The following is a 26,424-nucleotide window of genomic DNA, read 5'->3' as shown; positions in this document are numbered from 1 at the left end:
ATCACCGCCCCGGCAAGGCAAGTTCTTTGTGATTTACCGGTCTCTGTGCTATACGAAGGCTGTGTCGACTGCTTCCGCAAGTTTTTGCTCTTTTTTGATGTCCCGCCATGTCCACACCGACCCCGCTCTCGCCCGATGAAGTTCGTCAATGGATTAGCACGCAAGTACCTGCCGGAGATTTCCAAGGCAAACGTGTGCTGCTGATCGTCCCCGATCACACGCGGACGGCTCCGTTGCCGTTGTTGTTCGAAGCGTTGCACGCCCATCTCGGTCCGGCTGTGAGCCAGTTGGATGTGTTGATCGCTCTCGGCACGCATCCGCCGATGACGGAAGAGCAAATCGACAAACTCCTCGGACTCTCGCCGGAACGTCGGCAGAACGAGTTTCCGAATGTCGGGCTGTATAACCATGCGTGGGATGATCCGACTGCTTTGATGACCATCGGCACACTCACGAAAGCCGACACGGAACGAGTTTCCAACGGGAAACTCTCGATGGACGTGCCCGTCCAGATCAACGCCCGGATCAAAGATTACGACACGCTGTTGGTGCTCGGCCCGGTGTTTCCGCATGAAGTCGTTGGGTTTTCCGGTGGGAACAAGTACTTCTTTCCCGGCATTAGCGGGCCGGAGTTGCTGAACTTCTTCCACTGGCTCGGGGCGCTCATCACGAATGTCGGTATCATCGGCGTGATGGACACGCCCGTGCGGCAAGTCGTCAATCAGGCGGCGAAGATGATTCCCATCGAGCGAAAGTGCATCACGTTCGTCGTCGCGCCGGATGCCTCACCGTATGGCCTGTTCTACGGCACACCGGAAGACGCCTGGGCGAACGCAGCGGGGTTGTCGTCGCAGGTGCACATCGTCCGCAAACCGAAGCCGTTCCACACGGTGCTCTCGTGTGCTCCGCCGATGTACGACGAACTGTGGGTCGCCGGCAAGTGCATGTATAAGTTGGAACCAGTCGTCGCGGACGGCGGGGAACTCATCATTTACGCCCCGCACATGCACGGCATTTCGATCACGCACGGTGCGAAGATCGAAGCCATCGGTTACCACGTTCGCGATTACTTCCTGAAACAGTGGGATAAGTTCAAGGATCACCCGTGGGGCGTGCTGGCCCATTCGACGCACGTTCGCGGCGGTGGGACATTCGAGAACGGAGTGGAACACCCCCGCGTGCAAGTCACGTTGGCCTCACAGATTCCGCCGGAAGTTTGCGAGCGAATCAACCTTGGCTACCGTGACCCTGCGTCGATTGATGTGGAATCGTTTGCCAACCGTGAAGACGAAGGTGTGCTGCTCGTTCGCAAAGCCGGCGAGCAACTTTATCGCTTGAATGATCAGTAGTGTTCGTCGCTCAATACAATCACGACTGCCTTTTCCAAAACGGAGTTGCCTGAAGAATGTCTGAGACCGATTACGAATCTCGCTTGAAGCTCGCCGTCGATGCCGCGAAGGAAGCCGGCGAGCTGATTCTGAAGTACTACCAAACCGATGACATCGGCCTGGAAAGCAAGAGTGATGCGTCGCCGGTAACGGTAGCCGACCGTGGAGCCGAAGAGTTGTTGCGGGTGCGAATTGGCGATGCTTTCCCCGACGATGGCATCCTGGGTGAGGAATTTCCGCCCAAAGAAGGCACGAACGGGTACCGCTGGATTCTCGATCCGATTGACGGCACGAAGTGTTTCGTCGCTGGAACGCCATTGTTCGGCACACTGATCGGCATCGAGCGTGACGGCGAAATGATTGCGGGCGTGTGTCGATTTCCGGCTCTCGATGAAGTCGTATATGCCCGCGAAGGCGGCGGAGCCTGGTTCCAAACCCGCGACAACGAACCAAAAGCCGCCCGCGTTTCTTCTGTCGATCAGATCGAAAAATCGCTTGGTTGTTTCACGGAACTAGCCGGGTGGTTCAAGATCGAACGCAAAGAACTGTTCGATAACCTGGCCCGCTCCGCCCGAGCGATCCGCGGTTGGGGCGACTGTTACGGTCACATGCTCGTCGCAACCGGTCGGGCGGAATTCTCGATCGATCCGCTGATGAGTCCCTGGGACATCGCCGCGTTGATTCCCATCGTCCGCGAAGCTGGCGGCTACTGTGGCGACTGGAAAGGCAACACGATCATCGACGGCGGGAATGGTGTTTCGACGAACGCCATGATGAAAGACAAAATCCTCGGCATGTTGAAATAGACAACCTGTTTCCAATGCTCGTTGCGAGGGATGCGAAGTTAGCCGCGTTTGTTGGGGGGGCTTTCGTTGGCGTGGGCGACGGCGTCTTCGAGGAAGTAGTTGATGTCTTCGGCTTCGTCCGCGTGTAATACGGCATACGCGTGGGCGGCGCTGCGGGCGTGGTAGAGTTGTTCGCGGAGGTTGATATCTCGGGTGATCGCTTTTGCGAATGCGGCGAGGACTTCCAGGTGTCGTTTGCGATCGGCTTGCGGCGTGGCGAGTAGTAGCACCGCGTGGATCGGTTGGCCATCGGGAGCACCCAGGTGAATGCCTTTTGAGCTGATGCCGAGGATCCCGGTGATCTCTTCGCCGCCTTCAATCACTGTGTGTGGCACCATCAAGCCTTCAGACAAGCACGTCGTTTCAAGAGCTTCGCGTTCGAGCACTTTCGCAACGAAGTTTTCCTCGGGAACCGGAGGTGGTGTCGAAGTTGCGTACAACTGACGAGCGAGTTCCCGAATGACTTCTTCTTTCGTCGTGCCCGAAAGTTTGACGGTGATGTGATGTTCGTCGAGGAAGTCGAGTAGGCGAGGGAAATCCATGCCCGCTTCGCCGGCTCGTTGCAACGCGAACCGAGCCGCACTCGGGCCAACCAATTGATTGATGGCGAGGGCCGCGAGTCCGACTGTTGTCACTTGTTCGGCGACGTCCTTCAAATGCGGATCGCCTTGAACCAACAACACGAGACCAACCGCGACTCCACCGTGCGGAATCAACGCCATTCCCAAATTGTTCCGAACGGCAGAGGGCACGCCTGCAATCGACATTGCACCGAACGCACCGATGTATTTGCCGACGAGTCGGGCACCGAAGAAGGCTAACACCAACCCGACGGCTTGCATCACTAAGCTGAAGTCCAAGTTCATGCCGGCGAAGGTGTAGAACGCAGCGAACAGAACGCCTCCGATGGCATGCAGATAAGCTTCCGTCGATCGTACGACGTCGTGTTGGATGTTTGAGACAACAATCCCGGCAAACGTGCAGGCGAGAATCCCGGAGACGCCAAAGCCTTCCGCGCCTCCCCAAGCACCTAAGATGACGGCGACCATCGTCGGACCGAGAAAGGCAGGGCCGACAACCGTGCGGTTCAACCCCAGTGCTGCCAACGCCGCTCCACTACCGACCGCGAACGAGATGCCGAACTGATACAGGACAGACCCGAGCGCGGTGGACCAAGTGCTGTGCCAAACGGCGCTGCCGGAACTTCCTTCTGCCAGATAAGACGCGACAAACGCAAACGCACCGACTGCGACCATGTCAATCAGCGCTACCGCTGCCAGCAGCGTCCGAGTGAGAATACCGCGGGCTCGGGCTTCTTGAACGACGAGCACGGTGGTTCCGGGTGCCCCTGCGATCGCAATTGCAGCTAACAGCAAACTGGCCCGCATCGTCATGCCGCACATGGATAACGTCACCGCGACCAGCAAGGGAGCACAAAGTGCTTCACCCAACAGTAGAAGCTTGAGCCGATTGCCGGAATTTCGCAAACTGGCAAAGTGAAGTGCCGCCCCGACCGTGAAGGCAATATAACCCAGCACGAAATTCATATAGGGTTTGAACGCGGCGACAGTGGCTCCGCCGAGGCCAGTGATATCACCGTGATAAGGTGAAGTCGCCCGCAACAAAATTCCGACGCTGATCCAACCGGTTACTTTCGGAAGATGAACTTTGCCGAACAACTCACCTGCGATAATGCCTGCAACCAGCACGTTCGCGAGTTGATAAAGTGGACTGTCGACCGCGAATGATACGTCCATGATGAGATTTCAAACTGGTAGCTGTGCGATGAAATCATCTGGGTATTACGAGCGTAAACCCGAGTTGACACCACAAGTCGTTTGCGGAATGTGGCGTCATGGTATACGCCTATCAGGACTTAAACACAAGACGTATTGATAGATAACGCGGGTCTCTCCTGAATTCCCGCCAAAGAAGTCTCCAGTCGAATGCTACCGCAATTGATGAATCGTGCCGTGCATCGTGCGACTGACGGTTCGTCCATCTGGCGTATGCAATCGGCATTGCAATTCATAACACCAAGTGGGGGCCAATTCAGGAATGGTCAGGGAAACGGTCTTTCTATCGGGCGCCAACGCAGCTGCGGTGATCTCGCGGACTTGTTCGTTGTAGTGCTTGGAACCATAGTTCTTCGTGCGTTTCAGATCCCAAGTGGTGAGTTGGTATTGCGAAAGGTCTACGACGGAATCCGCTGCAAGCGTGTCACTGAAGGTGACGGAAAGCGTTTGCGGCGTTGCTTGCACTTTCGTCGGCATGACGGCACCGGAACCGGCATAACGAATGCGATACAACCCGCCTTCCCGTAATTGTTGACTGCTGCCCCACGCGAACAATCCGCACACATACAGTTGGCCATCCTGTGGATGAAAACTCCCACGCATTGTGCCGGTGGGGAATTGATCGATCGGCAACTGACACATCGCCCCCTGCACGCTGCCGGTTTTGTCGAGATGTTCGTGCGGAACGGTAAACACTTTGCCGTATCCGTAAGACAAGTTAAGCAGGGTGCCGCCCAGGTTGCCCCATTCGTTCGGTTGGGACCACAAGAGTTCCGCGGGTGATCGATCGAATGCGTTGGTGATCCAGCAGAGCGGCGGTTGCATGGCGGAATCCGACGAGTCGGTCACGTCATGGTAGCCGTACATGTTCCCGTAAAACCCACCTTCCGTGACCCAATTGATTCGGTTCTTGGGATTCCAATGTCCTTCCTGATCGGTCACGACGAAGCTGCCATCAGGGTTGAGACATACGCCGTTCGCCGCTCGAAAACCGACGGCAAGAATTTCCGTTCTGCTGCCATCAGGAGTGACTTTGAGCAGCGTGCCATGATGCGGCACCACCGCTTCGAGTGCATGCCGAGCGGATTTCGCGTAGTAGAAGTTTCCTGCTTCGTCGCGTTGCAAGCCCATGGCGAACTCATGGAAGTGCTCTGTGACTTGCTGGTCGTTGTTGAAGCATTCGAAGAAGTCCGTCGTGCCATCGCCGTTGCGATCTCGCAAAATGACAAGTTGATCCCGGCAAGTCAGGAAGATTTCCCCGTCGACAATCTTCAATCCGAGCGGCTGAAACAAACCCGAGGCGATGCGTTTCCATGTGAGCGTCGCGTCGCTGTCATTGTGGAGTTGCGATAGGCCCGAGACTTCGTAGACATCACCATCCCACGAGCAAACCGCCATCCGGTCGCCGTCGTCGTAGAAGTCCAAACCGGAGAACCGTAACCGTGCTAACCACGGGTTGGCATCGGGAGCGGTCAAGGTGTCGACCGCAAATCCACTGTCGTTGAACTCGCCGAGCGTAGCGGTTGTTTTAAGGAATTCCGGCCAACGGTTGGAAGCTGGCGTGACAGCCAGTTCCGCCAGCGAAATTGGTGCAACGTTCTGTGACACCGAATTCTCAAGCCTTGCGATCGTGGCTTGTGAAATCGCCTCATCCCCGGTGGGTCGGGCCATCCATACATGCAGCGTGCGTATTTTTTGCGATGGAGGAATCACAAGACACAACCGTTGGCCCTGCTGTTGGAACTCACACCCCGCGTCTTCGCCAGTGAAACCAGCGAGCAAACGGTTTGCTTGTTGCGACTGCTGGACAGGGTTCGAAACCACCTTCGCCGCGAGTTCCTTCGGCTCTGTCGTTTCTTCCGTCAACCAACTGGCGATGGGTTGGGCTTTGATGTTCTGCGGATTCTTCAGGGCGTCTTCGCTAAGAGTTTTTGTGAAGAATTGCACGTTGCGGATGGTCCCGACAAACGACGGTTGTCGGGGGAAATTCGGTGCACCGAAGCCAATGCGAAATGCCGCGTCCTTCAACGCGTCTTTGGTTGCCATTTGCCGAGAGGCCGACTTTTTACCGTCGACAAAGAGTTGCACCAGTTCGGTTTTCGCATCCCAACTGATGGCGACATCGTGCCATTGGTCATCGTCGATTTTCTGTCGCGATTCCACCGCGCCGACCCAACCGATGTCGTAACACAACCGTCCGCCGCGAAGAAATAACACCGTGCCGTTGGGAACCCATTTCGCGCCGGGAGTGGTATTGGCAACAATCACGCCGTCTTGCTTCGTCTTGATGCGGGCGGTAATCGTGAAGTCGCGATTAAACGTGTTGAGTGGTTTCGCGGCATCGACTTGTAGCCATTCGGAACCATCAAACCGACCGGCAAGAGTCGATTCGTTTTTCTCGTCTGATGGAGATTCGCTGGTCGGCTGCAACATTACCGAGTGATCCGTGTGTGTCGGTTGAATCTCAGTTCCTTCAGGAACAGTCGCGACCAACAACATTCGCGGACGATCGGTCGCTTGCAACTGCAACGTGCGAACCATCGCAGGGGAGATGTCTGCATTGACCGACGGCACCGAACTGGCGGTTTCGAGAATCGATTTTCCACCGACGCTGTAAGAGATCACCGGCCCGATCGCGGTGTCGTACAGTCCGTGATACTCCGCCCATTCTTTGGGCAGCGGTCCGTAGTGTTTGCCGTCGCGGCCTTCCACACGTTGCGTGTCGGCGAACGAACCAGTCTCAGGATCCGCCCAACCGGGACCTGTGGGGTTCTGGAAAATCACATCACCGACCGCATGCGGATGGGCTTGGTGCCGCCCGTCGAAATGAATGCCTTGCCAATCGATGAAGCGAGATTTTTGATCGGGGGAGTGAACCCAACCGGCGGCGAATCGCATCGTGTCGTGGTCGAACATCATCCATTGGTTGCCCCGCGAAATGCCGCCGGGACCAGGGTCGAGCCGCATTGCGATCCCCTTGTAGGCAATGTTCGATTTATCGCGACCGACTTCGATCGTGTTGTGCATCCAGCGGCCGTAGTCCATGTCTTGCCACGGGGCAAACTCGACGGGTTCCGGTCCGAACGTGTTGCCGGTAGGAAGCGATGCCAGATACGGCTCCGTCACGGCGGCGTATTGCGTCTTGTTGCGCTGCTTCAAATAGGTTTCACGGACGTAGTGAATCACGTCATACTTCTGCCGAGGCACCATCCACGTCTGCGGCAACATCAACCCGAATCCGTGCGTGAGGGTTTGGTACATCGCATATGGTGCGGAGCCGTTCTTGAACTTGCCTTCGCCAAACCGCAACGCTGTGGGCAACGAACCGGCACGCTCCAAATTGCCATGACAATTGATGCACAGTCGATTGTAAATCGCTTCGCCGCGTTCATAGGCATCGTCATCCAACCGGCTAATGAGACCGGCGTGATCGACGTGGTTTTCGTACTCGGGAAGTTTGAAGGCGATCAACGCGGCTGGCGGATGAAGTTCGCGGGCACGGGCCGGACCGCCGTCGCGGATTTCCAGAACATACCGCACCAAATCGAGAAACTGCTGGCGACTGGCGAGCGTGTTGATGACGCCCGCCGGCATGATCGACGTTTTACTCACAGCCACCTGGTCGACGTCTTCCACCGGAATAATGGTGATGCCATCACCGGTTGCTTCGCGAATACGGACCGCACCGTTTGTTTCGTTGTCGGCTTTGAGACCGGTCAGCACCGTGCCATCGGTTTTGATCACATTGACCGTCTCAAACCCTTGGCGAATCTTGGCGGATGGTTTCAAAATCGATTCAACGATGTGCTCCGCGGTTGCGTCTTGCTGCTTCGCCAACTCGCTGAGATTCGGCCCCAGCGACTTTGCTGGCGAGGTGTTCGCCGTTTCGAAGACTTGGTGACACTTCGCACACCCGACGGTCACGCGGTGAAACACAATCGCACCGCGTTTGGCATCGCCCAACTCGCCAGCGGCTTTCGCCAATGCACGGATCGACTCTCCGCCAAGTTGCTGTTCCAGGGTTTGTGCGGAACCTGTGAGTGGGGTGTAGAATCCAATCAGGACGACAGTCATCCATCGAAACGCGAGCATGTTCGTCAGACCTACAAATGATGCGAAAGAGAATCGGGAAGAAGAACAGTCCGTCTATGACAATGCCGATCCGAACGAATCGTCGAACCGGCATGTCGTGGGTGAAAATGGACCGCTCAAGTTTTATTCAGGCTGGTCCGTGGTGTTCGAATCAGCCTCGGATTCGGGTTGTTCCATGCGGACGAGCAACCAGTTTTCGACACGGTCGGTCCCGAAGTGAACGAGCACCGGCACATCGTTCTGAGTGAGGTTGTACAAACCGGTTTCCGCGATGACATCTTCACTATCGCCGATTCGCATGGCTACACGTTGCGTGTCTTTATCGACTTGCCCCTGCACGCTCACGGCGACGTCGGTGTCGTCGTTATAGAGCGTCCCGCTGATGATACCCGTTTTGGACACCGCCAATTGAATGGCTCGGCCGGGGTTCGTTTCTTGTTCGTCGCTAGAGACGGCGAAGGTGCCAAGTGGCATCCATTCGGTTTGCTCGGCTTCCGCCTGAGTTGCCGGCGGTTCGACAGTCGCAAGGGCTGCCGCAGATTGGGCGAACTCGTCGGCTGTCGCGACTTGTTGACCGTCGATGTAGACACTGTTGTCTTGATAGACGACGTTGCCACCACTGCCGTAGTCGTAGTAGACCGGCTCCGCCCACACCGTTGCGGGAGCGGACCAGGTGAACCAATTCGTCACCGCTGCAAACGTGGGAACGGTCCACCAGTAGGACCACGGATACCGATTGAAACGGTAGCCGTAATGCCAACCACACCAGTGATGCGGATGCCGATCCCACCAGCCTCGATTGAACCACCCGTGTGCGTAGCCGTTGAACCATGAGTTGCGTCGAATGAGATCGCCTCGATCGTGCCAATATCGTAAGCGGTCGGGATGTCTCACGCCGTAGTTTCGAAGCCCGCCGATTTGATTCGACCAACGATTGTTGATCGAGTTGATGCGGTTGCGGTCGATGTTCACCCACGACGGTCGATTGTTGATAACGCGATTACCGCCGAGATTGATATTCCCGATGTTGATGTTCGTGCGATCGCCACGATTGCCCGAACCGATATTGAGATTTCCCCGGTCGCCAAAATCGATGACGCGGTTGTTTCGGTTTCCGAGGTCCAGGCGATTTCCAATGTCCGTCCGGTTCCCGATATCGGTCCGGTTTCCAATGTTTGGTCGGTTGATATCAGGGCGACGGTCGGGCAACCGATTTCCAAAATCACCATTGGGGCGTAAGGGTTTATCCATTCCCAAGAAGTCGCCCAGGTCGCCGGCGGAGGGGCGATCGGTGATTCCCGGCCGGTTACTAAGACCGGGAAGACTTCCGGTGCCCGGACGATTCTCGAAAGCGGGACGATCGAGCACTCCAGGGCGATTTCCAGGATTCGGTCGATCGCCGATGTTCGGTCGCTCGATGCCACCGGGACGGTTTCCAATGTTCGGCCGATCTCCAATGTTCGGCCGATCGGGAAGATTGATGTCGGGACGACCGCCACCCGGTCGTAGGTTACCATCGCCGAGGTTCGGCAGGCTGGGTCGGTTGCCGAAATCGGGTCGATTGATGTTCTCCGGCAATGTGGTCGGACGTGATGGGCGATTGATGTTCCCTGGGAGTGTGGAAGGGCGGTTGAAGCCGCCACTCGGGCGTTCGATGGATGGGCGTGTCGTCGGGCGGCTGAAGTTCGGCCGCGAGCTTCCAAGGTTTGGCATACTTGGACGCGAGGAAAAACTCGGGCGGGAACCGGAGCCGATGTTTCCGAGACTTCTCCCACCTCCGCCGCCCCCACGTCCACGCAGACCGAAGGCGTCCGCATCTTGCACAAAAACCAACGAAAGATTCAGCAAAACAAGGATGCTTAACTTCATGTTAGTTCTCCTGATCGCTTGCAGAATCGGATGTTTCCTCAGCAGCCGCATTCGTCTTGGAAGCCGTCTCTGAAACACGGGTCACGGTCACCGCGGGCCGGGTCGGTTGGGGTGTGCCGTCGATCGAGTGCCCGATCAGTCTGATCTGCACGGTGTCGGAATCTTTCGCCGAGAGAATATAAGTGCCCGCCGCCGCCCGGCCATCGCTGAGAGTTTGTGTCGATTGGATCAGCCAATCTTCACCGTTCTTCGACCATGTGCCGCTGCCGAAGCTGCCATCGAGATTGAACGTCCACGAGCGAATCTGCTGCGTTTTCGCGTCCCAGCCGATGATCTGCGTGCCTTGTCGTTGTGCGTCGTCCTGTTGAATCACCGAGAACGATCGAATGATATAAGCACCGCCGGGCGCCCAGTTGGTTTCGGTGCGGACGGTGTGATCGTCGCCCACGTCTTCCCAACTGCCGACAAGCCACGAGAGCGGAGCCAACGCTTCACTCGCGGATTTCGGAACGGGAACCTCAGATTCCGTCACGGATTGCAGTACCCAACCCGCGTCGGTTTTCATGACGACCGATTGAAATTGGCTTTGCACCGGGGCTTCACCGGGAATGTCGACCACACTCAAACCATTCACGATGGCCACATCCGGTTTGATCAGGCGAACACGTTCGACATTGACCAACATTTTCGCGTCTGGGCTGGCTTTCTTCGTGGCTCGAATGCTGTCCACGATCGCGTCACGTCCGACCGATTCCTCACCGGTGCTGTGGTCGGTATAGGTCACATCCTCTGCCAAGAAATTCTCGACCGCTTCGAGGTCGTTTTCGTTGAAAGCATCGACGTACGCCGAGATCGCCTTCCGCACTTCCGCCTCGGAAGCTGGCACGACCGTGCACCAGCTCAGAATCGAGCTGCCAACCAGTGAAATTCGCAACGCCCAACGCATGGGAGAAACCTTTTCGTTCGAGAGATTCAGGTCAGAACTGGCCCGCGTTCACTGTACCGTCGCCATGCGATTTGAACTACCGTCAATTAGGTTACCCGTGCGATAGCTTTCGAAGTTCAATTTCTGTTGGGAGGAATGACAGTGCAGTTCGGGTAGAGTTGCTCAAATTCGGTGATCGCTTCATCAGAGATAATGTCAGATTCGATGCAGATGTAACTGAGTTGGTCAAACGTAGCGATTGTGTCCAACGACAAGTCGGTTGCACGGCAGTTCTCGATAAAGACATGACTCACAGTTCTTAGCTCTGGAATTTTGCAGACTGCAGCAATGTCTTGATCAGACACGTTGTCTTCGAATGAGACCTGATAAATCGCCGAGGTCGGCCAGACCGACCATCTTTGGATCTGTACGGTGTTGTAGCTGCTTAGCTGTTCTTCCAGCTGAACATTCTTCCGATAAGCGGAGTATTGAATGCCAATGCCGGTAGCGCAGACCAAACTAAACAGGACCGTAGCGGCAATTCCAACTCGTTTGCCAAAGCGAAACGCCGTTCGAAAGTACCACCAAACGGCAAAACTGGTAGCAATCAGTAAGAACATGGGACGCGCGGTCGGACCAATGCTCGTTAATAGAACGAAAAGTACGACCATCGCGAGCAGTTCCCGCCGACCACCAAATGTGCTACGACTTTCGTTCATTCTCGCCTCAAGGTTTCCGTTCTTCAGCTGAAATCTAGATAAAGATCAATTGTCTTGAGTCGCAAGTCGTGCTGTCAAACGCTCAATAGAGCGGTTATGTTTTTTCACAATTCGCCAGTCAATGATGAAAAAACTCGCTCCGCTTGACGCTTCGGCTGTGATGCGTTGGAATACTCGCATCCGATTCAATTTTCGAGGGCAGGGCGATGAGTCAGCTGTTAGAGAGTTTACGGCAACTGTTGGTGGCGGTGTGGAATGTGGTCCAATCGCTGCTCGGTGTGTTCGAGCCGAATTTGGGACTGTGGCTGTTCTTGGCCGCTTGGATCGGGTTCTTCCTGTTCGCTGTCAATTGGGTGGCACTCCGGCGGGTCATGCTCTCCGGCGGCTGGGTCGGCGTGTTGCTGTTGGCACTCGTGACGATTTTGGTGTGGGGGTCTGTCGATCCCGCCACGCAACCGCACGAAATCTTCGGATTGAAACTCTCGAACTACGTCGGCAAAACCGTCTATGTGACGGCGTTGCTGTGCATTATGTTGATGTGCGGTTCGGTGCAATTGGCCACACCCAGCCAAGGCGAGCCGGAATTGACCGGCTATGACGACTGAGTGGCGAGATACGAACTTCGGCGGAATCGTGCTGTGCGGCGGACACAGTCGACGCATGGGTCGTCCGAAGTTGAGTTTGCCGTTCGGCAATGAAACGATGTTGGCACGCGTCGTCCGAGTGCTGAGTGAAGTCGTCTCACCGATCGTGGTGGTGGCGGCGGTCGATCAAGAGTTGCCGCCATTGCCGAGCGATGTGATCGTCACCCGCGACGAACAACCCGATCTTGGACCACTCGCCGGTTTGTCAGCTGGTCTGGCGGCCTTACCGAACGAGACCTCTGCCGCGTACGCCTCCTCGTGTGACGTGCCGTTGCTGAAACCGGAATTCGTGGGATATTTGCTGAATCGGCTCGGCGATGCGGACGTGTTGATGCCGCAGGATGGCAAGTTTCATCATCCGTTAGCCGGAGTCTATCGCCGAGCGGTGGAACCGACGATTCGCGAAATGATCACCGCCGACCAACTCCGCCCGGTCGGGTTGTTGGAACGCTGTCAGTCGGTGACAATCGACGTAGATGACCTGCGAACCGTCGATCCCGAACTCGATTCCCTTCGCAACACCAACACACCCGACGAGTACGAAACCGCCTTGAAAATCGCGGGGCTGAAGATTTCATGACGGAACCAACACCGAACGACGTGCGAATGCGGGGGTTTGCTCAGCGGGCTCGGGTGGAGGATGCGTGGGCGTGGATTGCGAGCCGTGTCCAGATTCTCGACTCGGAAATAGTGTCGTTGGCGGACGCGACCGGTCGTGTGCTGGCGGAGACGGTCGTCTCGCCGTTGAACGTGCCGGCGTTCGATCGGTCGGCAATGGACGGCTACGCGGTGCGGGCGGAAGAAACCGACGGAGCCGCTGATTACACGCCATTAACGCTCAAGATCATCGGTGAGTCGCTACCGAATCAACCGTTCATGGGAGAAGTCACGCCGGGAACCGCGGTGCGGATCATGACGGGCGCCCCGGTGCCGTCTGGGGCAGACGCGGTATTACCCGTTGAATATGCCCGTGAACGCGGCGGGCAACTCGAACTGACGACAACCGTCCCACCCGGCAAACATATTGGCCGAGTCGGAGAAGATGTCAAAGCCGGGGCGGAATTGTTGCCAAACGGTCGACGATTACGCCCGCAAGATGTTGGTGTGTTGGCGTCGGTCGGGTTACCCGATGTGCAGGCGATTCGCCGGCCCGTGGTGCGGATTTTGATCACCGGCAACGAGTTGGTGCAACCCGGAGAGACACGCGGCGAACATCAAATCTTCGAGGCCAACTCGCATTTGCTCCGCGGACTCGTCGAACGCGATGGCGCGGTATTGGAGTCCGTGCGATCGTTGCCCGACAGTCGAGACGCCATCCGCGAGGGTTTGACCGAACCGGGGGCGGATGTGGTGCTGGTATCGGGCGGATCGAGTGTCGGCAAAGAAGACCATGCGCCTTCGCTGGTCCAAGAAGTCGGCTCGCTCGATATTCACGGCATCGCCATGCGACCGTCGAGCCCGGCGGGTATGGGGCGGATCGATAACGGGTTCGTGTTCCTGCTGCCCGGTAATCCCGTGTCGTGTCTATGTGCATACGACTTTTTCGCCGGACGGACGATTCGCCAACTTGGCGGTTGGATCATCGATTGGCCCTACACTCGCAAGACCGGCGTACTCAGCAAAAAGATCGTCTCGATGGTCGGACGAGTGGATTATTGCCGGGTCATTCTCCAGGACGGCCAGGTCACTCCGTTGGCGGTGAGTGGGGCATCGATCCTGTCTTCCACGACTCGGGCCAATGGTTTCGTCATCGTGCCCGGCGAACGTGAAGGGTACGCTGCCGGGTCGGAAGTCACCGTTTTCTGTTACGACTGACCGAATCGGTGCACCGTTTGGTCGAGTCGGATTACAGCTGCCCCAAGTTCTTGATTTCTCCCGGTTGCCAACGCCGCTTGATTGGCTGCCGACATCAACCGTTTGTGGAGTCGCTGGATTTCCTGGCCGACGCGAGCTTCGAAGTCCCTCATTTCACTTCGCGAGATTTTGGGAAGCGTTTTTGCTTCGGCACTGAGGCGATTCATGTCCTCGATGATTTGTTCCAAAGTTTCGATTGCCGGTGGGACGGACTCGGTATTCTCGACGTCTTCCAGAGTAATGGCAGCACGTTCCAAGGCTGCGAGGTACCGGTCGCCAAACTCGTTGGTCAAGCGGACGGCATCAGGATTGGATGACGTTTGACATCCCCAGAAAACCGTGAAAAAAGTCGTCAAGAGAACGGCTTGTCGAATGATGTTGCGTGGCATGGTTCAAATCCGGTTCGATGATTCAATCGAGGAGTACTCGCATGTCGAAACTAATCGCCACCGAACCCCGCACGCGAGCCGAATCGGCGAGTGAGCGAAGAAATCTGGCGGGTCGGGGCCGTTTGGTCGATTTGCTCCATATCGTGGGTTTTCGGCAACATTCGATCTGGGCGGTGTCGCGACCGGGAAATTTCGGGGAATTCGTTGACAGTGGAACTCACTCAGCTATGATGAGGTTGCTACCGCTCATCCTCCCTGCTTTCGGCGGGCTCTTGAGTGGGCACCAGACAATTGCCGTGGTCCTTGATCAGATTCAACGCTGACAAGTTGATTCAACGAATCGTCCCGCCCCTCGCCCGCAATCCAACTTGCAGGTTTTGCTTGCTATACGGGTCATCCGTTTCCATCCGCGTTGAAGATGATTTCCGGGTCTCGGCCGTTGGCTTTTTTCTCTGACTAATTCTGTGCGTGCTGCTGGACGCACTCAAACTACCGTGGAGGATTCGAAACATGGCGACACTTTTCACCGCTGTCTCATCAAGCACGATGCCCGCGATTATCGGGATGCCCGGCCCGTTCGAGTTAGCCATCATCGGCGGCATTGTCCTGCTGCTGTTCGGTAGCCGACTACCATCCGCAATGCGTAACCTGGGTCAGAGTGTCAATTCGTTCAAGAAAGGACTCAAAGAAGACGACGAAGGCAAGGACGTCCCGGAACGCGAGGAATTGAGCGATCATTCCAAGTCGTAGAACGGCCAGGGAACCGGGAGATTCAATCCGTGTTCTTTACCTGTGCCTGAAGAAGGCCGTCGTTCGATTTTGACCTACTCGCGTATTTCGATTCGTCAAGGATAAGCGTGTTATGACCAGTCCAATTCTGGCCCAATTTGGCGGCATCGGCCCGATGGAAATGATGATCGTCGCTGTCATCGGGCTCCTGTTGTTTGGGAAGCGTTTGCCGGAAGTTGCCAAGAGTATGGGGCAGGGCCTTCGCGAATTCAAAAGCGGCATGAGCGGCTTCCAAGATGAAGTTCACCGCACCGCGTATTCCGATTCCTCGAGTAGCAGTTCCCGCCGACCATTGCCCGAGGAAGAACGCGCGGAAATCACCGCCCCCAAATTCGAGCCCCCCACATCCGCCCCGACTTCCGACGACGAAAACACCGACGAAACCCAATCGGTTTGAGATGTCAGAAGATGCCGACTTGCCGATCACGAATGTTGGAGCAGTTCCGTGACCCTGTCGTGTTGTGAGAAATGCTTCGAATTGTCTTAGTACTGATCGGACTGGTGTCGTTGGCACTTGGGCTCTTGGGAATCGTGCTGCCCCTTTTGCCGACGACACCGTTCTTGTTGCTGTCGGCGTCCTGCTTCTGTCACAGTTCTCCCCGACTCTACAATTGGCTCATCAATCATCGGTGGTTTGGTTTCTATATCCGAAGTTATCGCGAAGTCCGGGCCATTCCTCATCACGCCAAGATCGTCGCCCTCGCACTCATTGTGGTTACAATTGGATACTTAGTGTTTTTTACTGAGATCCTATGGGGCATCAAATGCGTTGTGTGCATCATTGCGTTTTTCGTGTCCGTACACATTCTCAGGCTGAAAAGTCTCACGAGTGACATGGTCAAAGAATTGAGCCAAGGCGATCTCAGAAACTAAACCATCTCACAGTCCGTAGAGGTGATATGGAAGTCGTCGAGGTTATCCGTTGGATTGTGGGTGGGGTCGCGCTAGCGTTTGGCGGTTTTTGTTCTGCCGGAAACTGGATGATACTTGCAAGTCAGTTATTCCTCGGCAGCAATAGTTCTTTCATACCTGTCATTGGCGGATTGATTGCGTTTATTGGAGTGCTTGTGATTCCAGTACCGGGCCGATTACCGTGGTTATGGGTTCCACTCGTAGCAGACTTCGGTTGTGCGCCGATTCTCTTCATCACGGGAATCTTCTGGGTTATCGGAAAACTCAAGTAAAGGCGGTGAATCAAGGACCGGCGTCCGGGCTGACGTGTGTCTTATCGTAGGAAATAGCATGAAGGTTTGCATTGTGGGGGCGTCGGGGAAACTCGGACGTTATATGGTCCGGCATTGTCTAGACCGGGGCTATGAAGTCGTCGGAGTTTGTCGTCCTCGGAGTGTCGATAAACTTGATGACTTTAAAGATCAGATCCAAATCATCCCAGGGTTTACGAACGATCGTGACGTCATCCAGCAAGCCGTCGCCGGTTGTGATGGTGTGCTGACCGTTCTCGCACCGTGGGGTGTGCATGATTACTCGTCCGGAACCGCTCAGGCAGTTTTAGACTATGCAGAACCTCATGCACGACTCGTTTTTTCCTGTGGTTGGCATATCACGAAAGACGGTCAGGATGTGTACTCGAAGAAGTTTTTAGTGCTAGTCAAAGTAGCCGGTTGGATTGCCAAGGCATTGCGGTTGGTCGATATCAATGACCAAGTGGTTGCGTGTCGCAAGATTTTCGCGAGTGACAAGAAATGGACGGTCGTCCGCGGCAGTGATCTTGAAGAAGGTGATCGTCAAGGACTGCCGGTCTGGAGTCATCACGTCGGCGATCCCATACTCAAGAGCAATAAAACCCGACGAATCGATTTCGCCCTGTTTATGGTCGACGCACTCACGAATGATTCGCTCATTCACGAGGCTCCTGCGATCGTCGGTTGTCAAAGCCCGTCCGCGTTGGAACATCTAAACCGATCAACCGCGACTCAGAAAGCGATTCAGGAGAACTAACCGTGGCAAAGCATCGCATTTACAGTATGGCGTTTGCGAAGGTTTACCCGGCGTATGTCAACAAAGCCGAACGCAAGGGGCGAACGCAAGCGGAAGTCGATGAAATCATTTGTTGGCTCACCGGCTATGATGAAGCGGGACTGCAACAACAAATCGAACAAGAAAACGACTTTGAAACGTTCTTCGAAGAAGCCCCTCAGTTGCACCCGAATCATACACTCATCAAAGGCGTTGTGTGTGGTGTGCGTGTTGAAGAGGTCGAAGATCCTTTGATGAAAAAAATTCGCTATCTCGACAAATTGATCGACGAACTTGCGAGGGGGAAAAAGATGGAGAAGATTCTCCGGCAATGATCTTAGATTACGCGGTGGTTTCTCGACGTCCCCACATCCGGGTCAGCATGAGGACCACGACAGCGGCAAAGACCATGATCAGTGATACGGCGACGGCGGCTTGAAGATTGCCGATGGAGAGTTCAAGAAAAATCGTTGTCGAGAGCACTTCTGTCTTGTACCGAGTCGCACCGGCAAACACGAGCAGTGGGCCGAACTCGCCCAACGCGCGAGCCCACGCCAAGGTTCCCGCAGTTAGAATTCCCGGCCAAGCTTCCGGAAACGTGACCAGCCCAAACGCCTGGGCACGGGTGCATCCGAGCGTCAACGCGACTTGCTCGCCACGGGGGTTAAGGTTGTCGAATGTGTTTCGCATCGTCCGGACCGCAAACGCCGCCGAGACCACAAACTGAGCGAGAATCACCGCGGGCGTCTGGTACACAACCTGCCGATTGAACCATGCAAACGGGGGGAATTGAAAAAGGATCAGCAGGCTTAACCCCACGACCAACGGCGGCAGCACGATCGGGATGTCCAAAATCGCGTCGACAAGATTTCGACCGGGAAACTGACATCGTGACATCACGTATCCCACCGGAATCGCAACCCAAAGCGAGAGAATGGTCGTGATGGTGCAGGAGATCAAACTCAGACGGATCGAAGCGCGAATTTCCGGTCGATTCAAGGCGTTGACAATGGGAGACCAAATGGATTCCCCATCTTTAGCGGCACCGGCCATGTAGGCGAAGTCGGCTAGCACGAGCCCGCCGAGAAACAACACATAGGTGCTCGCGATCACGCCGAGAAGTGTGAAGAAGATCCAATCGGATCGATTCCGAACCGGGGCGATATTGGGGGGCTTCGTCATGGAGTATCGCCCTCGACTTTGCCCCACCCCATTTCCTCGAAGACCCGCAACCCGTGTTGTTTGTCGGCGAGAAACCGAGCCAATCGACGAGCCGAGTCGGGATGGTCGGAGTGCGTCAATACGCCGAGTGTGATTGTGGCAAGACCGGTATCGAGTTCCGGAATTCGCACGGGTTCCAAATCGGGGTATTGTCGAGCAATAGTGTTCCAAACGATGCCCGCGTCGACACTTCCGATCTGCACCGCGTTGGCGACTTCGGGGACGGTCGGAAGAAATGTGCCGTGATCGGTGACGGCCGCTGCAATCGCATCCCAGTCGCCAGACTGTTCAAATAGCGAGCGAGTCTTCTGGCCGATCGCTGCCAACTCCGGATTTCCAATCGCCAAAAATACATCGTCTCGCGAAAGGTCGGCTACAGATTTGATATTCTTGGGATTGCCTTTGACCACCAAAATCACTGGTCGTTGCGTGGCTAACGGAAACGATTCATCAACGAGATTTCGTCGCTGGGCTTCTTCGATGTAGGTTTCGTCGGCCGCCAGGTACAAATCGCCGCGTCGCGAAACTTCCAATTGATTCAATAACGTGTCCGAGCCGGCCCAGTTCGTTTCGATGTGAACATTATTGGACTGCTCGTAATCGGAAATCAGCTGGTTCATCGGCAGTCGACATCCAGCCGCGCAATGGAGAAACAACGGAATCGCGTTTGTGTTTTGCCGATTGGCCGTCGGTGTCGATTGGAACAACGCCCAAGTCAGTCCCAGCAAAACCACTGCGGAACCGGCCATACTGATGGCAAGTCGATTGGGGGGCAGAAGACGACGTTCGAACATCCAGCTCACTTGCAATTTGAAAGAAACCAATGCACTCGAAATCCTAGCGGGTTCGGCAAATGTTTTCGACGGCTACGTGATCGCGGTCGAAACGAACACTTGACCATGCGGTGATCGATTCGTTAATCAACCGGTTTCCCCGAGCCATCACGACTTCACCAGGAGAATGAATATGCCCGCCAAAAATGTTTTGGGTGGCGACCTGCAAACATGCAGCAAAGACCCGTTGACGGGGTTTTTTCGCGACGGTTGTTGCAATACGGGAGTCGACGATCTCGGATTGCACCTGGTTTGCACGCGAGTTACTCAAGAGTTCCTCGAGTTCTCTGCCATGCGGGGGAATGATTTGATCACTCCTAACCCAGCCTATCAGTTTCCTGGTTTGAAGCCGGGGGATCAATGGTGCGTGTGTGCATTGCGATGGAAGGAAGCCTTCGAAGCCGGTTACGCTGCCCCTGTCGTGTTAGATGCCACACACATTTCCGTGCTGGAGTTCGTCGACCTTGACGTTCTGGAAGCGAACGCTGCTTGTTGATTGCTCCAGCTATTGTTCCGGCGGACCAAGTCGCAATTCGAACAGTGTGTCGTCATCCCTGGAAGACGCAGGACTGGCGATGTTTGAGTTCGGTTCGGCGTTCCCGCCCTGTGGTTTGATCGCGTTCCACAGAAGCGTCAAACCGACTCCCCCGCCAATGCCACTGGCCAAGAGACCGGCCCCCAACAATGCAGGCCAAAGTCGCGATGGATTGCGACGCGAAGGCCAATGCTCGTGTCGATCGCCAATGTGAATCATGTCAGACTCTTCGGAGTCAGTAGGGGAACGGTAATCGGAACCAAAGTTGCGACGATTGTGAGCGTCCACAACCGCCCGATCCATCGCGAGAATCTTCTGATTGTCTTGCAAATCCTTGGCTTCACCCGCCAGACGCATCTTGCCGTAGTCGTTGAGCAGTTGTTCAATCCATGACATGACGGTTTCTCTGTTCTCAAAAAAATCGGCGTGAGTGGGTTCAGTGAAGGGTTCCCACCCACGCCGAAGTTTGCCCAAAAGCTACGCAGGTTGATTCTGCACACTACGGTGTTGCACGATTTCACGTGCGATCCCGCTTGTGCGGACGTCCTGCATGGCTTGTGCCTCTCGAACACTGATCTTTTCTTTCGACTCCAAGTACGCCAACCGCGTTTGCTCGGCGATGTTCGCGGACGCATCCGCTTGTCGTTGCGCTCCGTTGAGTGCATGTGTGACCATCATTTCCGCCGAGACACTTCCCAATTCAATCGGCATCTTTTCCTCCTAGAACCGTAGTCACGGTCGTTGAGTTGTGCGGTCAATACGAAGACTCCATCGTGAACGCATCGCCGCGTGATAAAAACTGCTTCCCGATCAACGCTGGTATTGTTTCGGAAGTCACTCGCGTCTCGGGATGAGCCGGAGTTGAATGGGCTCTCCGAGTCGGTAGACGGCTTTCGATTGCACAGTCCCGTTGGGCGTGAGGACATGGACGGGAATCTGAGTGTTTTCGAGCCGTTGCAGACGATTCTCAATTGGCAGCAGATCGTTCGATGTAACTTCCGCAGGTGTGGATTTCAGAACGCGTAATTCCGATTCCAAGGTTTGCAACTGACGCGTAAGGGTTTCGATTCGAGCGAGCTGGTCCCGACATTGACAGGGCGTCAGGGGGTTGAGCGATGCGGTGTGCGGTTGTGGTGTGCCATGGGCTGCGGATTGAATGGAATGAACCGTCGGCGGTGCGGCTTGGAAGGTGTCGCGAATCAGCTGTCGAATTGCGATGGCATCGGTAGCGAGTGTGTGAGTCGGGTGACGCACGGGCGCGGTGGCAAAAATGACCGCAGCGAGTTCCGCATGGTTATTGAACACACCGCCACCGGAATCGCCAGGTCGCGAAGGTGTGGCGACGGTGAGAATTCGCTCGCCATACCGCGAGGCAATGATGTGACTGGTGCGACGATGCTGTTCGTTTCCACCGGGATATCCCGCCAAAGTCACCGCAGTGTTTGGTGATAATCGGGACTCCGCGATGGAAACCGTTTGGAGCTTACGGTCGCTAAGTGTGACGCCGATGAGTGCTAAATCGTGATGCTCTTTCGACACCGCCAAAACGGATCCGGGAGTCCATCGTCCATTGATGTCGACTTCGAGTTTTCGCGGGTTTCCATCGACTGCGTGTGCCGCCGTCACCAGGATTTCCTTGCCAGGATTGTAGTGTCCGATCGCTACCGCTGATGCGTAAGCTGTCGTCACTCGACACGATTCCCGCTCGCATTCGGTCGAAACAATTCGCAAGCGATAGACGGCTTCCGTGCCATCGGATGCCAGTCCCCGATTCATCGCCAGAAACAGAATCGTTAAACCAATCCAGTGTGCAAGGCGACTCATGATGATATCCTCTCGATTCGAGACTCTGGTGCGTCTACACAATGCGAGTGAGGTTGCGCCGGCGAACGAGGGCTGGGCTGGACTTTCTCCACGCAGAAACTACAACTGGATGCTTACCCAAGACGACCGACAACGGATCCCAGCATTGGAAAACACGGTATGGAGTTGACAGGGCGAACGGCTGTCGTCACCGGTGGAGCCATTCGATTGGGCCGGGCGATCGCTCTGCGATTGGCCGAAGCGGGGATGCACATTGTGGTGCATTACGGAAGTTCTGCCGACGAAGCGGAACAAACCTGCGACGACATTCGCTCACACGGAGTTCGCGCAACGTCGGTCCAAGCGGATCTGATGAACCCCGAACATGCGGCTGACGTGATCTTTCAAGCTGCCGAGCAAGAGTTCGGCGGTGTCGACGTGCTCGTCAATAGTGCGGCAATTTTCGAGCCGGCTCGTCTGGCCGACACGTCGGACGAGTTATTCGATCGTCATCTGCAGATCAACTTGAAGTCGCCGTTCTTCTTGGCGAAACGGTTTGTGGCTCAGTTGGGTGAACGCCAGGAGGGGGCGATTCTCAACATAGCCGATTGGCGGGCGACGCATCCGGACCCGAACTATCTGGCTTACACATTGACGAAGTCCGCACTGGTTTCTTTGACGGAAGGATTGGCAAAGGACCTGGCTCCGCGTGTGCATGTGAATGCGATCGCTCCCGGTGCGATTCTGCCGCCACCCGATGAAAGTGAAGCCGAATTCGAGAAACGCGGCGAGAACAATCTGCTCGGGCATACCGGTTCCGCTGCCGACATCGCCGAGGCGGCCATCTATCTGCTGGAATCGAATTTCATCACCGGGCATTTGTTGTACGTCAACGGCGGCGAACATTTGAAGTCGCCACGAACGTGATTTCCGTGCTGGCGAAACGATTGCGAACCCATCACAATAGGCACACTATGACTGACCGAATTCTCGTCAAAGATCTTTTGTTGCGGACGATCATCGGGATCAACGATGACGAACGTGTGAATCGACAGGACGTCGTGATCAACCTCGTCATGCATGCCGATACTCGCGTCGCCGCAAAGACCGACGATATTGCCGAGGCCGTGAATTATCGCTCGGTTACGAAAGACGTGATCGATTTGGTCGAGAACTCGGATTTTCTTCTTGTCGAACGGATGGCTGAAGAAATTGCGCAGTTGTGTTTGTCCGATGAGCGTGTGGAACGCGTCGAAGTGACGGTGGAGAAACCATCGGCTCTCCGGTTTGCAGCTTCGGTCGGTGTTTCGATCGAACGTACGCAGGCGGATCGCCGCTGAGTCGGTCACGGAAGGAGCAGCCATGAACCGCGTCTATCTGGGTCTTGGATCAAACATCGACGCGGCCACGAATTTGCCGAAAGCGGTTCAACAGTTGAAGGAGTACGGCCGGGTCATCGCGGTATCCCGGGTATGGGAAACGAAGCCGATCGATTGTCCTGGTCATCAGGAATTCTTTCTCAACGCGGCCGTGTTGTTAGAGACACCGCTGTCCGCCGACGCGGTTCGCTTGGAAGCGATCACGGCGATCGAAACCGGTTTGGGCCGTGTCCGCGATCCTGCGAATCGGAATGCTCCGCGAACAATCGACATCGATGTCGCATTGTTCAACGACGAAATTTTGCAAATCGAACACCGCCCGGTCCCCGATCCTGCGATCTTGAAGATGGCGTATCTGGCGATTCCACTCGCGGAGTTGGACCCGAACTACAGACACCCCGAAACCGGCCAAACTCTCGCGGAAATCGCTGCGGGTTTCGATGCCGAATCTGAAGGCGTCTGGCCGTACGAAGAACTCGAACTGACTCGCTTTGCAAATTCTTGACACCGTCCAAGCCACGGGACTGCCCCGTGGCTGAGATGTCGGGAACCGTTAGTAGTCGCCAATCACTTCACCACCGGCACGGGTGGCGAGAGCTTGGTAGACGGTCAGGTCGATCGAATCGCTGACGAAGCGGACACGTCCGTCGCCATAAGCGAAGTGCACGCCGCCCGTGTGATTGCTGCTGAAGTCATCTAAGTGGCCGACCGGATCATTCGGAGCATGGTCGGCGATCCCGAGAATCCGCGAGAATGCTTCTTCGCCTTCCGGAATTACGCCGGCCCAGGTCGAGTGCCAAGGCGGTGACGCATAGGGATTGGTTTTGCGTTGGCCGACCATGAACGTGTTGCTCGCTCCGTCGGTCAGGTCGCGGAAGCCGATTCGACTATTGTGAAAGAACACCCCGTCGCTCGAACATGCTTGGCCGACCGAGAGTCCTTCGCAGTCGTGAAGTTCCTCTGTTCCGAAGTTACCGACGAAATTTGCGGTAGCAAGTGTCGCCAGAACCGTCCCAGGACTGCCTTCCTCTTCGATCTGCCAAGTGTCGTTGGAAGGATCGGACGGAGAGCGGAACGTGTCCAGCGGCGTCGCGATGATGGCAGCATTCGCGGGGTCATTGATCGGAAGATTGAAGTCGATCAAATCGTAGAGATTGTTCTGTTCGAGTTGTGGCAGGATGAATGTTGCCCAGCCCCAACCATTGAGCCCCTCGACATCGGCTCGTCCGGTACCCGCTTCGTAGCCAATCCAACCAGGCGGGAAGGTCAGGTTGGTGTCGTGATAGTTATGCAATGCCAATGCTACTTGCCGAAGGTTATTCCGCGTTTGCGTGCGTCGGGCTGCCTCGCGAGCTTGTTGCACAGCGGGCAATAACAAAGCAATCAAAATGGCGATAATCGCGATCACCACCAACAATTCAATCAACGTAAAACCGCGACGCGTTTGCGTCCGGCTGGAAGAAAAAGTCGACATCAACAGCTCCCGTCTGAGATCCGCGCATTGGCGAACCCGATAATGAAAGATAAGTCCGCAAAAAATGACCGTAATGCAGCAGGACGCAACGTCAGAACGAAACGCGACCTGAGCGACATTCATGATAAAATCAAATGAACGTCAAACGGCGGGCGGAGCACGGGAGCGGAACCGCGAAGGCAGCAGTTTGCTAGGCTGTGAACACGAGACAGGTGCCGTGTTCGCGACCATTTCGGCAATCGCCGGTAACTCGACCGGCATGGTGGTCATCGGAGCCAACGCGATCAACTGACAAACAGTACAGTCGTCGTCGTGTACCGGACCATGATGATGGTGATGAGGTTTCGCGGGTGTGTCTGTCGCAGGCGTTGTCGCTGGCGAATGACAATGCCCGTGCGAACAGCAACTGTGCTCGGCGGAGGATTGCTTGGCGTCTGCGGGCGGTGTGTTGCTCAACGCGTGCAGATGCGAGTGATCATGCAACCACGATCCGGCCACCGAAGCGAGCCAATACCCGCCCAGTGCAATGAATGCCAGTGATCGCGAAAACACACTCATTTTCACAAACTACGCAGAACGTCGAAAATCCTTCGCAGACATTATGGAACTTTTGCAAGTCATTGACAATCCCATGATTCATGAAGCTTTGAAGAAATCAACGGCGAGCCAGGCGGCTAAGGACACGTAGGAATTCTTGATCCAGCGATTCCCAGTCGTCGCCGAACACATGTTGAAATGCCTGAACATGATCTTCCGCAGACGTGAACTCTAATGGTTTCAACTTTGCGATTTGGCTGAGAAAATCCTCGTATTCGTTCCGTTTATGATGCATCAGAAAATAGGTGAACGCCCAGGCTTCGGCATAGGCGTCGATCGCGACGTTGGGATCGACGAAACGCTCATTGGTGGCGATTAGTGTTTCGAGCGAATTCGGAGGTCGGCGTTTGCGGGCGTAGTCCAGAAATTGTTGCAAACGATGTCGATGCGGCACACCGATCGTGCGTGTCGAGTTGCGAGTTCGCGGATCAAACGTCTCGAACTGCATGGCCAAGCCCTCGGTGAACCACAACGGATTGTCCGCGTAGCGAGTGTGAAGTCCGCAGTTGAAGGCGATTTGATGCGTCGCTTCGTGGATGATCGTCGCCGCATTCGTTCGCAACGCATTTGCCCGTGCCGACCGACTCCGTGATTTTCCGGAGAGATCGTACAGAATGATCCGATTCGTTCGGGCCGAGTAATACCCCTGGCTTTGAGCCGTCACCTGGCCATTTTCCGCGGTGGCGTATGTGGCAAAGTCTTTTTTATCGGCGAACAACACCACAGGCAGCGGAAATTCTGACTCCGTCAATGCGATCCTTTTCGAGGCAAACGCTTCGTGACATGCGGCGTGTAACTGCTCGAAAAGTTTCCCCACATCGGCAGCGTAATCACGGTTGGCGTCCGAGGCGATGACATAGTGCTCGGTGGTTTGAATCCGAAAGCCCGCGCCGAGTTCGTTCAGCAATGCGTTGGCGAGTGTTTCTTTGTCGGCTGGTTGAAACTCACCGGCCGGTTCTTTCCCGATGAGATTCTCCCCCGGCACGGTCACGATTTCCGCCGTCGGTGTCTGCAGCAGAATCCCTCCGTCTTGGGCCTCGACCAGAACTCGTCCAGTGGTGGAAGTCGGCGGTTGATCGTCCGCGGTCCGAAACTCCACCCGCACACGTTCCGCAGCCGACAGCGTCGTGATGGCTTGGAGTACAGCAATCGAGAGACCAGCAATTCGCATCATACGATGTACCTCTTGATTTCCCCTCGGTTGTTCCGAATGGATCAGCCGACACATGGTGAAAATTCGTCCCAAAAAACAGACCCGGATGGTGAACTAATCCTTTACCACAGGAATTGCATAA

General features: G+C 55.6%; 30 protein-coding genes. 16 read left to right on the top strand and 14 right to left on the bottom strand.

The window, feature by feature from the left end; translation table 11 throughout:
* The first annotated feature begins 107 nt into the window (after positions 1 to 107).
* Together AC5DDB_RS19860 and hisN are read left to right on the top strand one after the other, a co-directional pair.
* On the top strand, positions 108 to 1,349 hold the full coding sequence (locus tag AC5DDB_RS19860) for a lactate racemase domain-containing protein (RefSeq protein WP_491741503.1): 1,242 nt from the start codon (positions 108 to 110) through the stop codon (positions 1,347 to 1,349).
* 56 nt (positions 1,350 to 1,405) lie between these two features.
* Entirely contained in the window at positions 1,406 to 2,194 is a 789-nt protein-coding gene (gene hisN, locus AC5DDB_RS19855; protein WP_491741502.1) for a histidinol-phosphatase, read from the top strand.
* Positions 2,195 to 2,232: 38 nt separating this feature from the next.
* Here hisN and AC5DDB_RS19850 read toward each other — a convergent pair whose 3' ends face one another.
* The 5 genes from AC5DDB_RS19850 to AC5DDB_RS19830 all read right to left on the bottom strand — a co-directional run bounded on the left by AC5DDB_RS19850 (position 2,233) and on the right by AC5DDB_RS19830 (position 11,634).
* Positions 2,233 to 3,990 (bottom strand): cation:proton antiporter domain-containing protein, encoded by a 1,758-nt coding sequence (locus AC5DDB_RS19850; RefSeq protein WP_491741501.1) that lies wholly within the window; start codon positions 3,988 to 3,990, stop codon positions 2,233 to 2,235.
* A gap of 192 nt (positions 3,991 to 4,182) precedes the next feature.
* The gene (locus tag AC5DDB_RS19845) at positions 4,183 to 8,121 is read right to left on the bottom strand and encodes a DUF6797 domain-containing protein (RefSeq protein WP_491741500.1); all 3,939 of its coding nucleotides are present in this window, start codon (positions 8,119 to 8,121) and stop codon (positions 4,183 to 4,185) included.
* Positions 8,122 to 8,244: 123 nt separating this feature from the next.
* Positions 8,245 to 9,990, bottom strand: coding sequence for a mu-protocadherin- cell-suface protein (locus tag AC5DDB_RS19840; RefSeq protein WP_491741499.1), 1,746 nt, complete (start codon positions 9,988 to 9,990; stop codon positions 8,245 to 8,247).
* A gap of 1 nt (position 9,991) precedes the next feature.
* Positions 9,992 to 10,936, bottom strand: a complete 945-nt coding sequence (locus tag AC5DDB_RS19835) for a YybH family protein (RefSeq protein ID WP_491741498.1) — start codon at positions 10,934 to 10,936, stop codon at positions 9,992 to 9,994.
* Positions 10,937 to 11,052: 116 nt separating this feature from the next.
* Positions 11,053 to 11,634: a hypothetical protein gene (locus tag AC5DDB_RS19830; protein WP_491741497.1), complete on the bottom strand. Its 582-nt coding sequence runs from the start codon at positions 11,632 to 11,634 to the stop codon at positions 11,053 to 11,055.
* Positions 11,635 to 11,840: 206 nt separating this feature from the next.
* On the opposite strand from AC5DDB_RS19830, the gene AC5DDB_RS19825 reads away from it, so the two are divergent.
* The 3 genes from AC5DDB_RS19825 to AC5DDB_RS19815 are packed head-to-tail and all read left to right on the top strand — an operon-like array spanning position 11,841 to position 14,093.
* Positions 11,841 to 12,239 (top strand): hypothetical protein, encoded by a 399-nt coding sequence (locus tag AC5DDB_RS19825; RefSeq protein ID WP_491741496.1) that lies wholly within the window; start codon positions 11,841 to 11,843, stop codon positions 12,237 to 12,239.
* Positions 12,229 to 12,858, top strand: coding sequence for a molybdenum cofactor guanylyltransferase (gene mobA, locus AC5DDB_RS19820; protein WP_491741495.1), 630 nt, complete (start codon positions 12,229 to 12,231; stop codon positions 12,856 to 12,858). Before AC5DDB_RS19825 ends, mobA begins: the two co-directional genes overlap by 11 nt.
* Complete coding sequence (locus tag AC5DDB_RS19815; RefSeq protein ID WP_491741494.1) at positions 12,855 to 14,093, top strand: molybdopterin molybdotransferase MoeA; 1,239 nt, start codon at positions 12,855 to 12,857, stop codon at positions 14,091 to 14,093. Before mobA ends, AC5DDB_RS19815 begins: the two co-directional genes overlap by 4 nt.
* On the opposite strand, the gene AC5DDB_RS19810 is transcribed toward AC5DDB_RS19815, so the two are convergent.
* Positions 14,084 to 14,521: a hypothetical protein gene (locus AC5DDB_RS19810; RefSeq protein ID WP_491741493.1), complete on the bottom strand. Its 438-nt coding sequence runs from the start codon at positions 14,519 to 14,521 to the stop codon at positions 14,084 to 14,086. The genes AC5DDB_RS19815 and AC5DDB_RS19810 overlap by 10 nt on opposite strands.
* Before the next feature lie 41 nt (positions 14,522 to 14,562).
* Here AC5DDB_RS19810 and AC5DDB_RS19805 point away from each other — a divergent pair, with 41 nt between their 5' ends.
* The 7 genes from AC5DDB_RS19805 (at position 14,563) to AC5DDB_RS19775 (ending at position 17,622) form a co-directional block, all read left to right on the top strand.
* Complete coding sequence (locus AC5DDB_RS19805) at positions 14,563 to 14,844, top strand: hypothetical protein (protein ID WP_491741492.1); 282 nt, start codon at positions 14,563 to 14,565, stop codon at positions 14,842 to 14,844.
* 187 nt (positions 14,845 to 15,031) lie between these two features.
* The gene (locus AC5DDB_RS19800; protein ID WP_491741491.1) at positions 15,032 to 15,271 is read left to right on the top strand and encodes a Sec-independent protein translocase subunit TatA/TatB; all 240 of its coding nucleotides are present in this window, start codon (positions 15,032 to 15,034) and stop codon (positions 15,269 to 15,271) included.
* Positions 15,272 to 15,383: 112 nt separating this feature from the next.
* A complete protein-coding gene (locus AC5DDB_RS19795) occupies positions 15,384 to 15,707 on the top strand; it encodes a Sec-independent protein translocase subunit TatA/TatB (protein WP_491741490.1) in 324 nt (107 codons plus the stop codon).
* A gap of 71 nt (positions 15,708 to 15,778) precedes the next feature.
* Positions 15,779 to 16,183 carry a YbaN family protein gene (locus AC5DDB_RS19790; protein ID WP_491741489.1) on the top strand — a complete coding sequence of 135 codons (405 nt, stop codon included), beginning with the start codon at positions 15,779 to 15,781 and terminating at the stop codon, positions 16,181 to 16,183.
* Between the two features lie 107 nt (positions 16,184 to 16,290).
* Positions 16,291 to 16,494 (top strand): hypothetical protein, encoded by a 204-nt coding sequence (locus AC5DDB_RS19785; RefSeq protein ID WP_491741488.1) that lies wholly within the window; start codon positions 16,291 to 16,293, stop codon positions 16,492 to 16,494.
* A gap of 58 nt (positions 16,495 to 16,552) precedes the next feature.
* The gene (locus tag AC5DDB_RS19780) at positions 16,553 to 17,269 is read left to right on the top strand and encodes an NAD(P)-dependent oxidoreductase (protein WP_491741487.1); all 717 of its coding nucleotides are present in this window, start codon (positions 16,553 to 16,555) and stop codon (positions 17,267 to 17,269) included.
* A gap of 2 nt (positions 17,270 to 17,271) precedes the next feature.
* Entirely contained in the window at positions 17,272 to 17,622 is a 351-nt protein-coding gene (locus AC5DDB_RS19775; protein WP_491741486.1) for a DUF2200 domain-containing protein, read from the top strand.
* Positions 17,623 to 17,629: 7 nt separating this feature from the next.
* On the opposite strand, the gene AC5DDB_RS19770 is transcribed toward AC5DDB_RS19775, so the two are convergent.
* Together AC5DDB_RS19770 and AC5DDB_RS19765 are read right to left on the bottom strand one after the other, a co-directional pair.
* A complete protein-coding gene (locus tag AC5DDB_RS19770; RefSeq protein WP_491741485.1) occupies positions 17,630 to 18,469 on the bottom strand; it encodes an ABC transporter permease in 840 nt (279 codons plus the stop codon).
* Positions 18,466 to 19,302, bottom strand: coding sequence for an extracellular solute-binding protein (locus AC5DDB_RS19765; protein ID WP_491741484.1), 837 nt, complete (start codon positions 19,300 to 19,302; stop codon positions 18,466 to 18,468). Before AC5DDB_RS19765 ends, AC5DDB_RS19770 begins: the two co-directional genes overlap by 4 nt.
* 172 nt (positions 19,303 to 19,474) lie before the next feature.
* Here AC5DDB_RS19765 and AC5DDB_RS19760 point away from each other — a divergent pair, with 172 nt between their 5' ends.
* Positions 19,475 to 19,837: a DUF2237 family protein gene (locus AC5DDB_RS19760; protein WP_491741483.1), complete on the top strand. Its 363-nt coding sequence runs from the start codon at positions 19,475 to 19,477 to the stop codon at positions 19,835 to 19,837.
* Between the two features lie 9 nt (positions 19,838 to 19,846).
* Here AC5DDB_RS19760 and AC5DDB_RS19755 read toward each other — a convergent pair whose 3' ends face one another.
* The 3 genes from AC5DDB_RS19755 to AC5DDB_RS19745 all read right to left on the bottom strand — a co-directional run bounded on the left by AC5DDB_RS19755 (position 19,847) and on the right by AC5DDB_RS19745 (position 21,700).
* On the bottom strand, positions 19,847 to 20,272 hold the full coding sequence (locus AC5DDB_RS19755; RefSeq protein ID WP_491741482.1) for a hypothetical protein: 426 nt from the start codon (positions 20,270 to 20,272) through the stop codon (positions 19,847 to 19,849).
* 81 nt (positions 20,273 to 20,353) lie between these two features.
* Positions 20,354 to 20,587 carry a hypothetical protein gene (locus AC5DDB_RS19750; RefSeq protein WP_491741481.1) on the bottom strand — a complete coding sequence of 78 codons (234 nt, stop codon included), beginning with the start codon at positions 20,585 to 20,587 and terminating at the stop codon, positions 20,354 to 20,356.
* A gap of 123 nt (positions 20,588 to 20,710) precedes the next feature.
* On the bottom strand, positions 20,711 to 21,700 hold the full coding sequence (locus AC5DDB_RS19745; protein ID WP_491741480.1) for a S1 family peptidase: 990 nt from the start codon (positions 21,698 to 21,700) through the stop codon (positions 20,711 to 20,713).
* A gap of 159 nt (positions 21,701 to 21,859) precedes the next feature.
* Between AC5DDB_RS19745 and AC5DDB_RS19740 the strand changes: the two genes are divergently transcribed.
* Genes AC5DDB_RS19740 through folK form a run of 3 tightly spaced genes read left to right on the top strand, consistent with a single transcriptional unit; the run spans position 21,860 to position 23,563 of the window.
* Positions 21,860 to 22,606, top strand: coding sequence for an SDR family oxidoreductase (locus tag AC5DDB_RS19740; protein WP_491741479.1), 747 nt, complete (start codon positions 21,860 to 21,862; stop codon positions 22,604 to 22,606).
* Positions 22,607 to 22,653: 47 nt separating this feature from the next.
* Positions 22,654 to 23,019 (top strand): dihydroneopterin aldolase, encoded by a 366-nt coding sequence (gene folB, locus AC5DDB_RS19735; RefSeq protein WP_491741478.1) that lies wholly within the window; start codon positions 22,654 to 22,656, stop codon positions 23,017 to 23,019.
* A gap of 22 nt (positions 23,020 to 23,041) precedes the next feature.
* Positions 23,042 to 23,563 (top strand): 2-amino-4-hydroxy-6-hydroxymethyldihydropteridine diphosphokinase, encoded by a 522-nt coding sequence (gene folK / locus AC5DDB_RS19730; protein ID WP_491741477.1) that lies wholly within the window; start codon positions 23,042 to 23,044, stop codon positions 23,561 to 23,563.
* A gap of 48 nt (positions 23,564 to 23,611) precedes the next feature.
* Here the strand turns inward: folK and AC5DDB_RS19725 are convergent, their stop codons facing one another.
* The 3 genes from AC5DDB_RS19725 to AC5DDB_RS19715 all read right to left on the bottom strand — a co-directional run bounded on the left by AC5DDB_RS19725 (position 23,612) and on the right by AC5DDB_RS19715 (position 26,303).
* Entirely contained in the window at positions 23,612 to 24,532 is a 921-nt protein-coding gene (locus tag AC5DDB_RS19725) for a DUF1559 domain-containing protein (RefSeq protein ID WP_491741476.1), read from the bottom strand.
* A gap of 141 nt (positions 24,533 to 24,673) precedes the next feature.
* A complete protein-coding gene (locus tag AC5DDB_RS19720) occupies positions 24,674 to 25,084 on the bottom strand; it encodes a hypothetical protein (RefSeq protein WP_491741475.1) in 411 nt (136 codons plus the stop codon).
* A gap of 103 nt (positions 25,085 to 25,187) precedes the next feature.
* On the bottom strand, positions 25,188 to 26,303 hold the full coding sequence (locus AC5DDB_RS19715; protein ID WP_491741474.1) for a DUF1570 domain-containing protein: 1,116 nt from the start codon (positions 26,301 to 26,303) through the stop codon (positions 25,188 to 25,190).
* Positions 26,304 to 26,424 lie beyond the last annotated feature (121 nt).

The organism is Thalassoroseus sp., from assembly GCF_984380535.1.
This window is presented reverse-complemented; position numbering and strand designations above follow the sequence as displayed.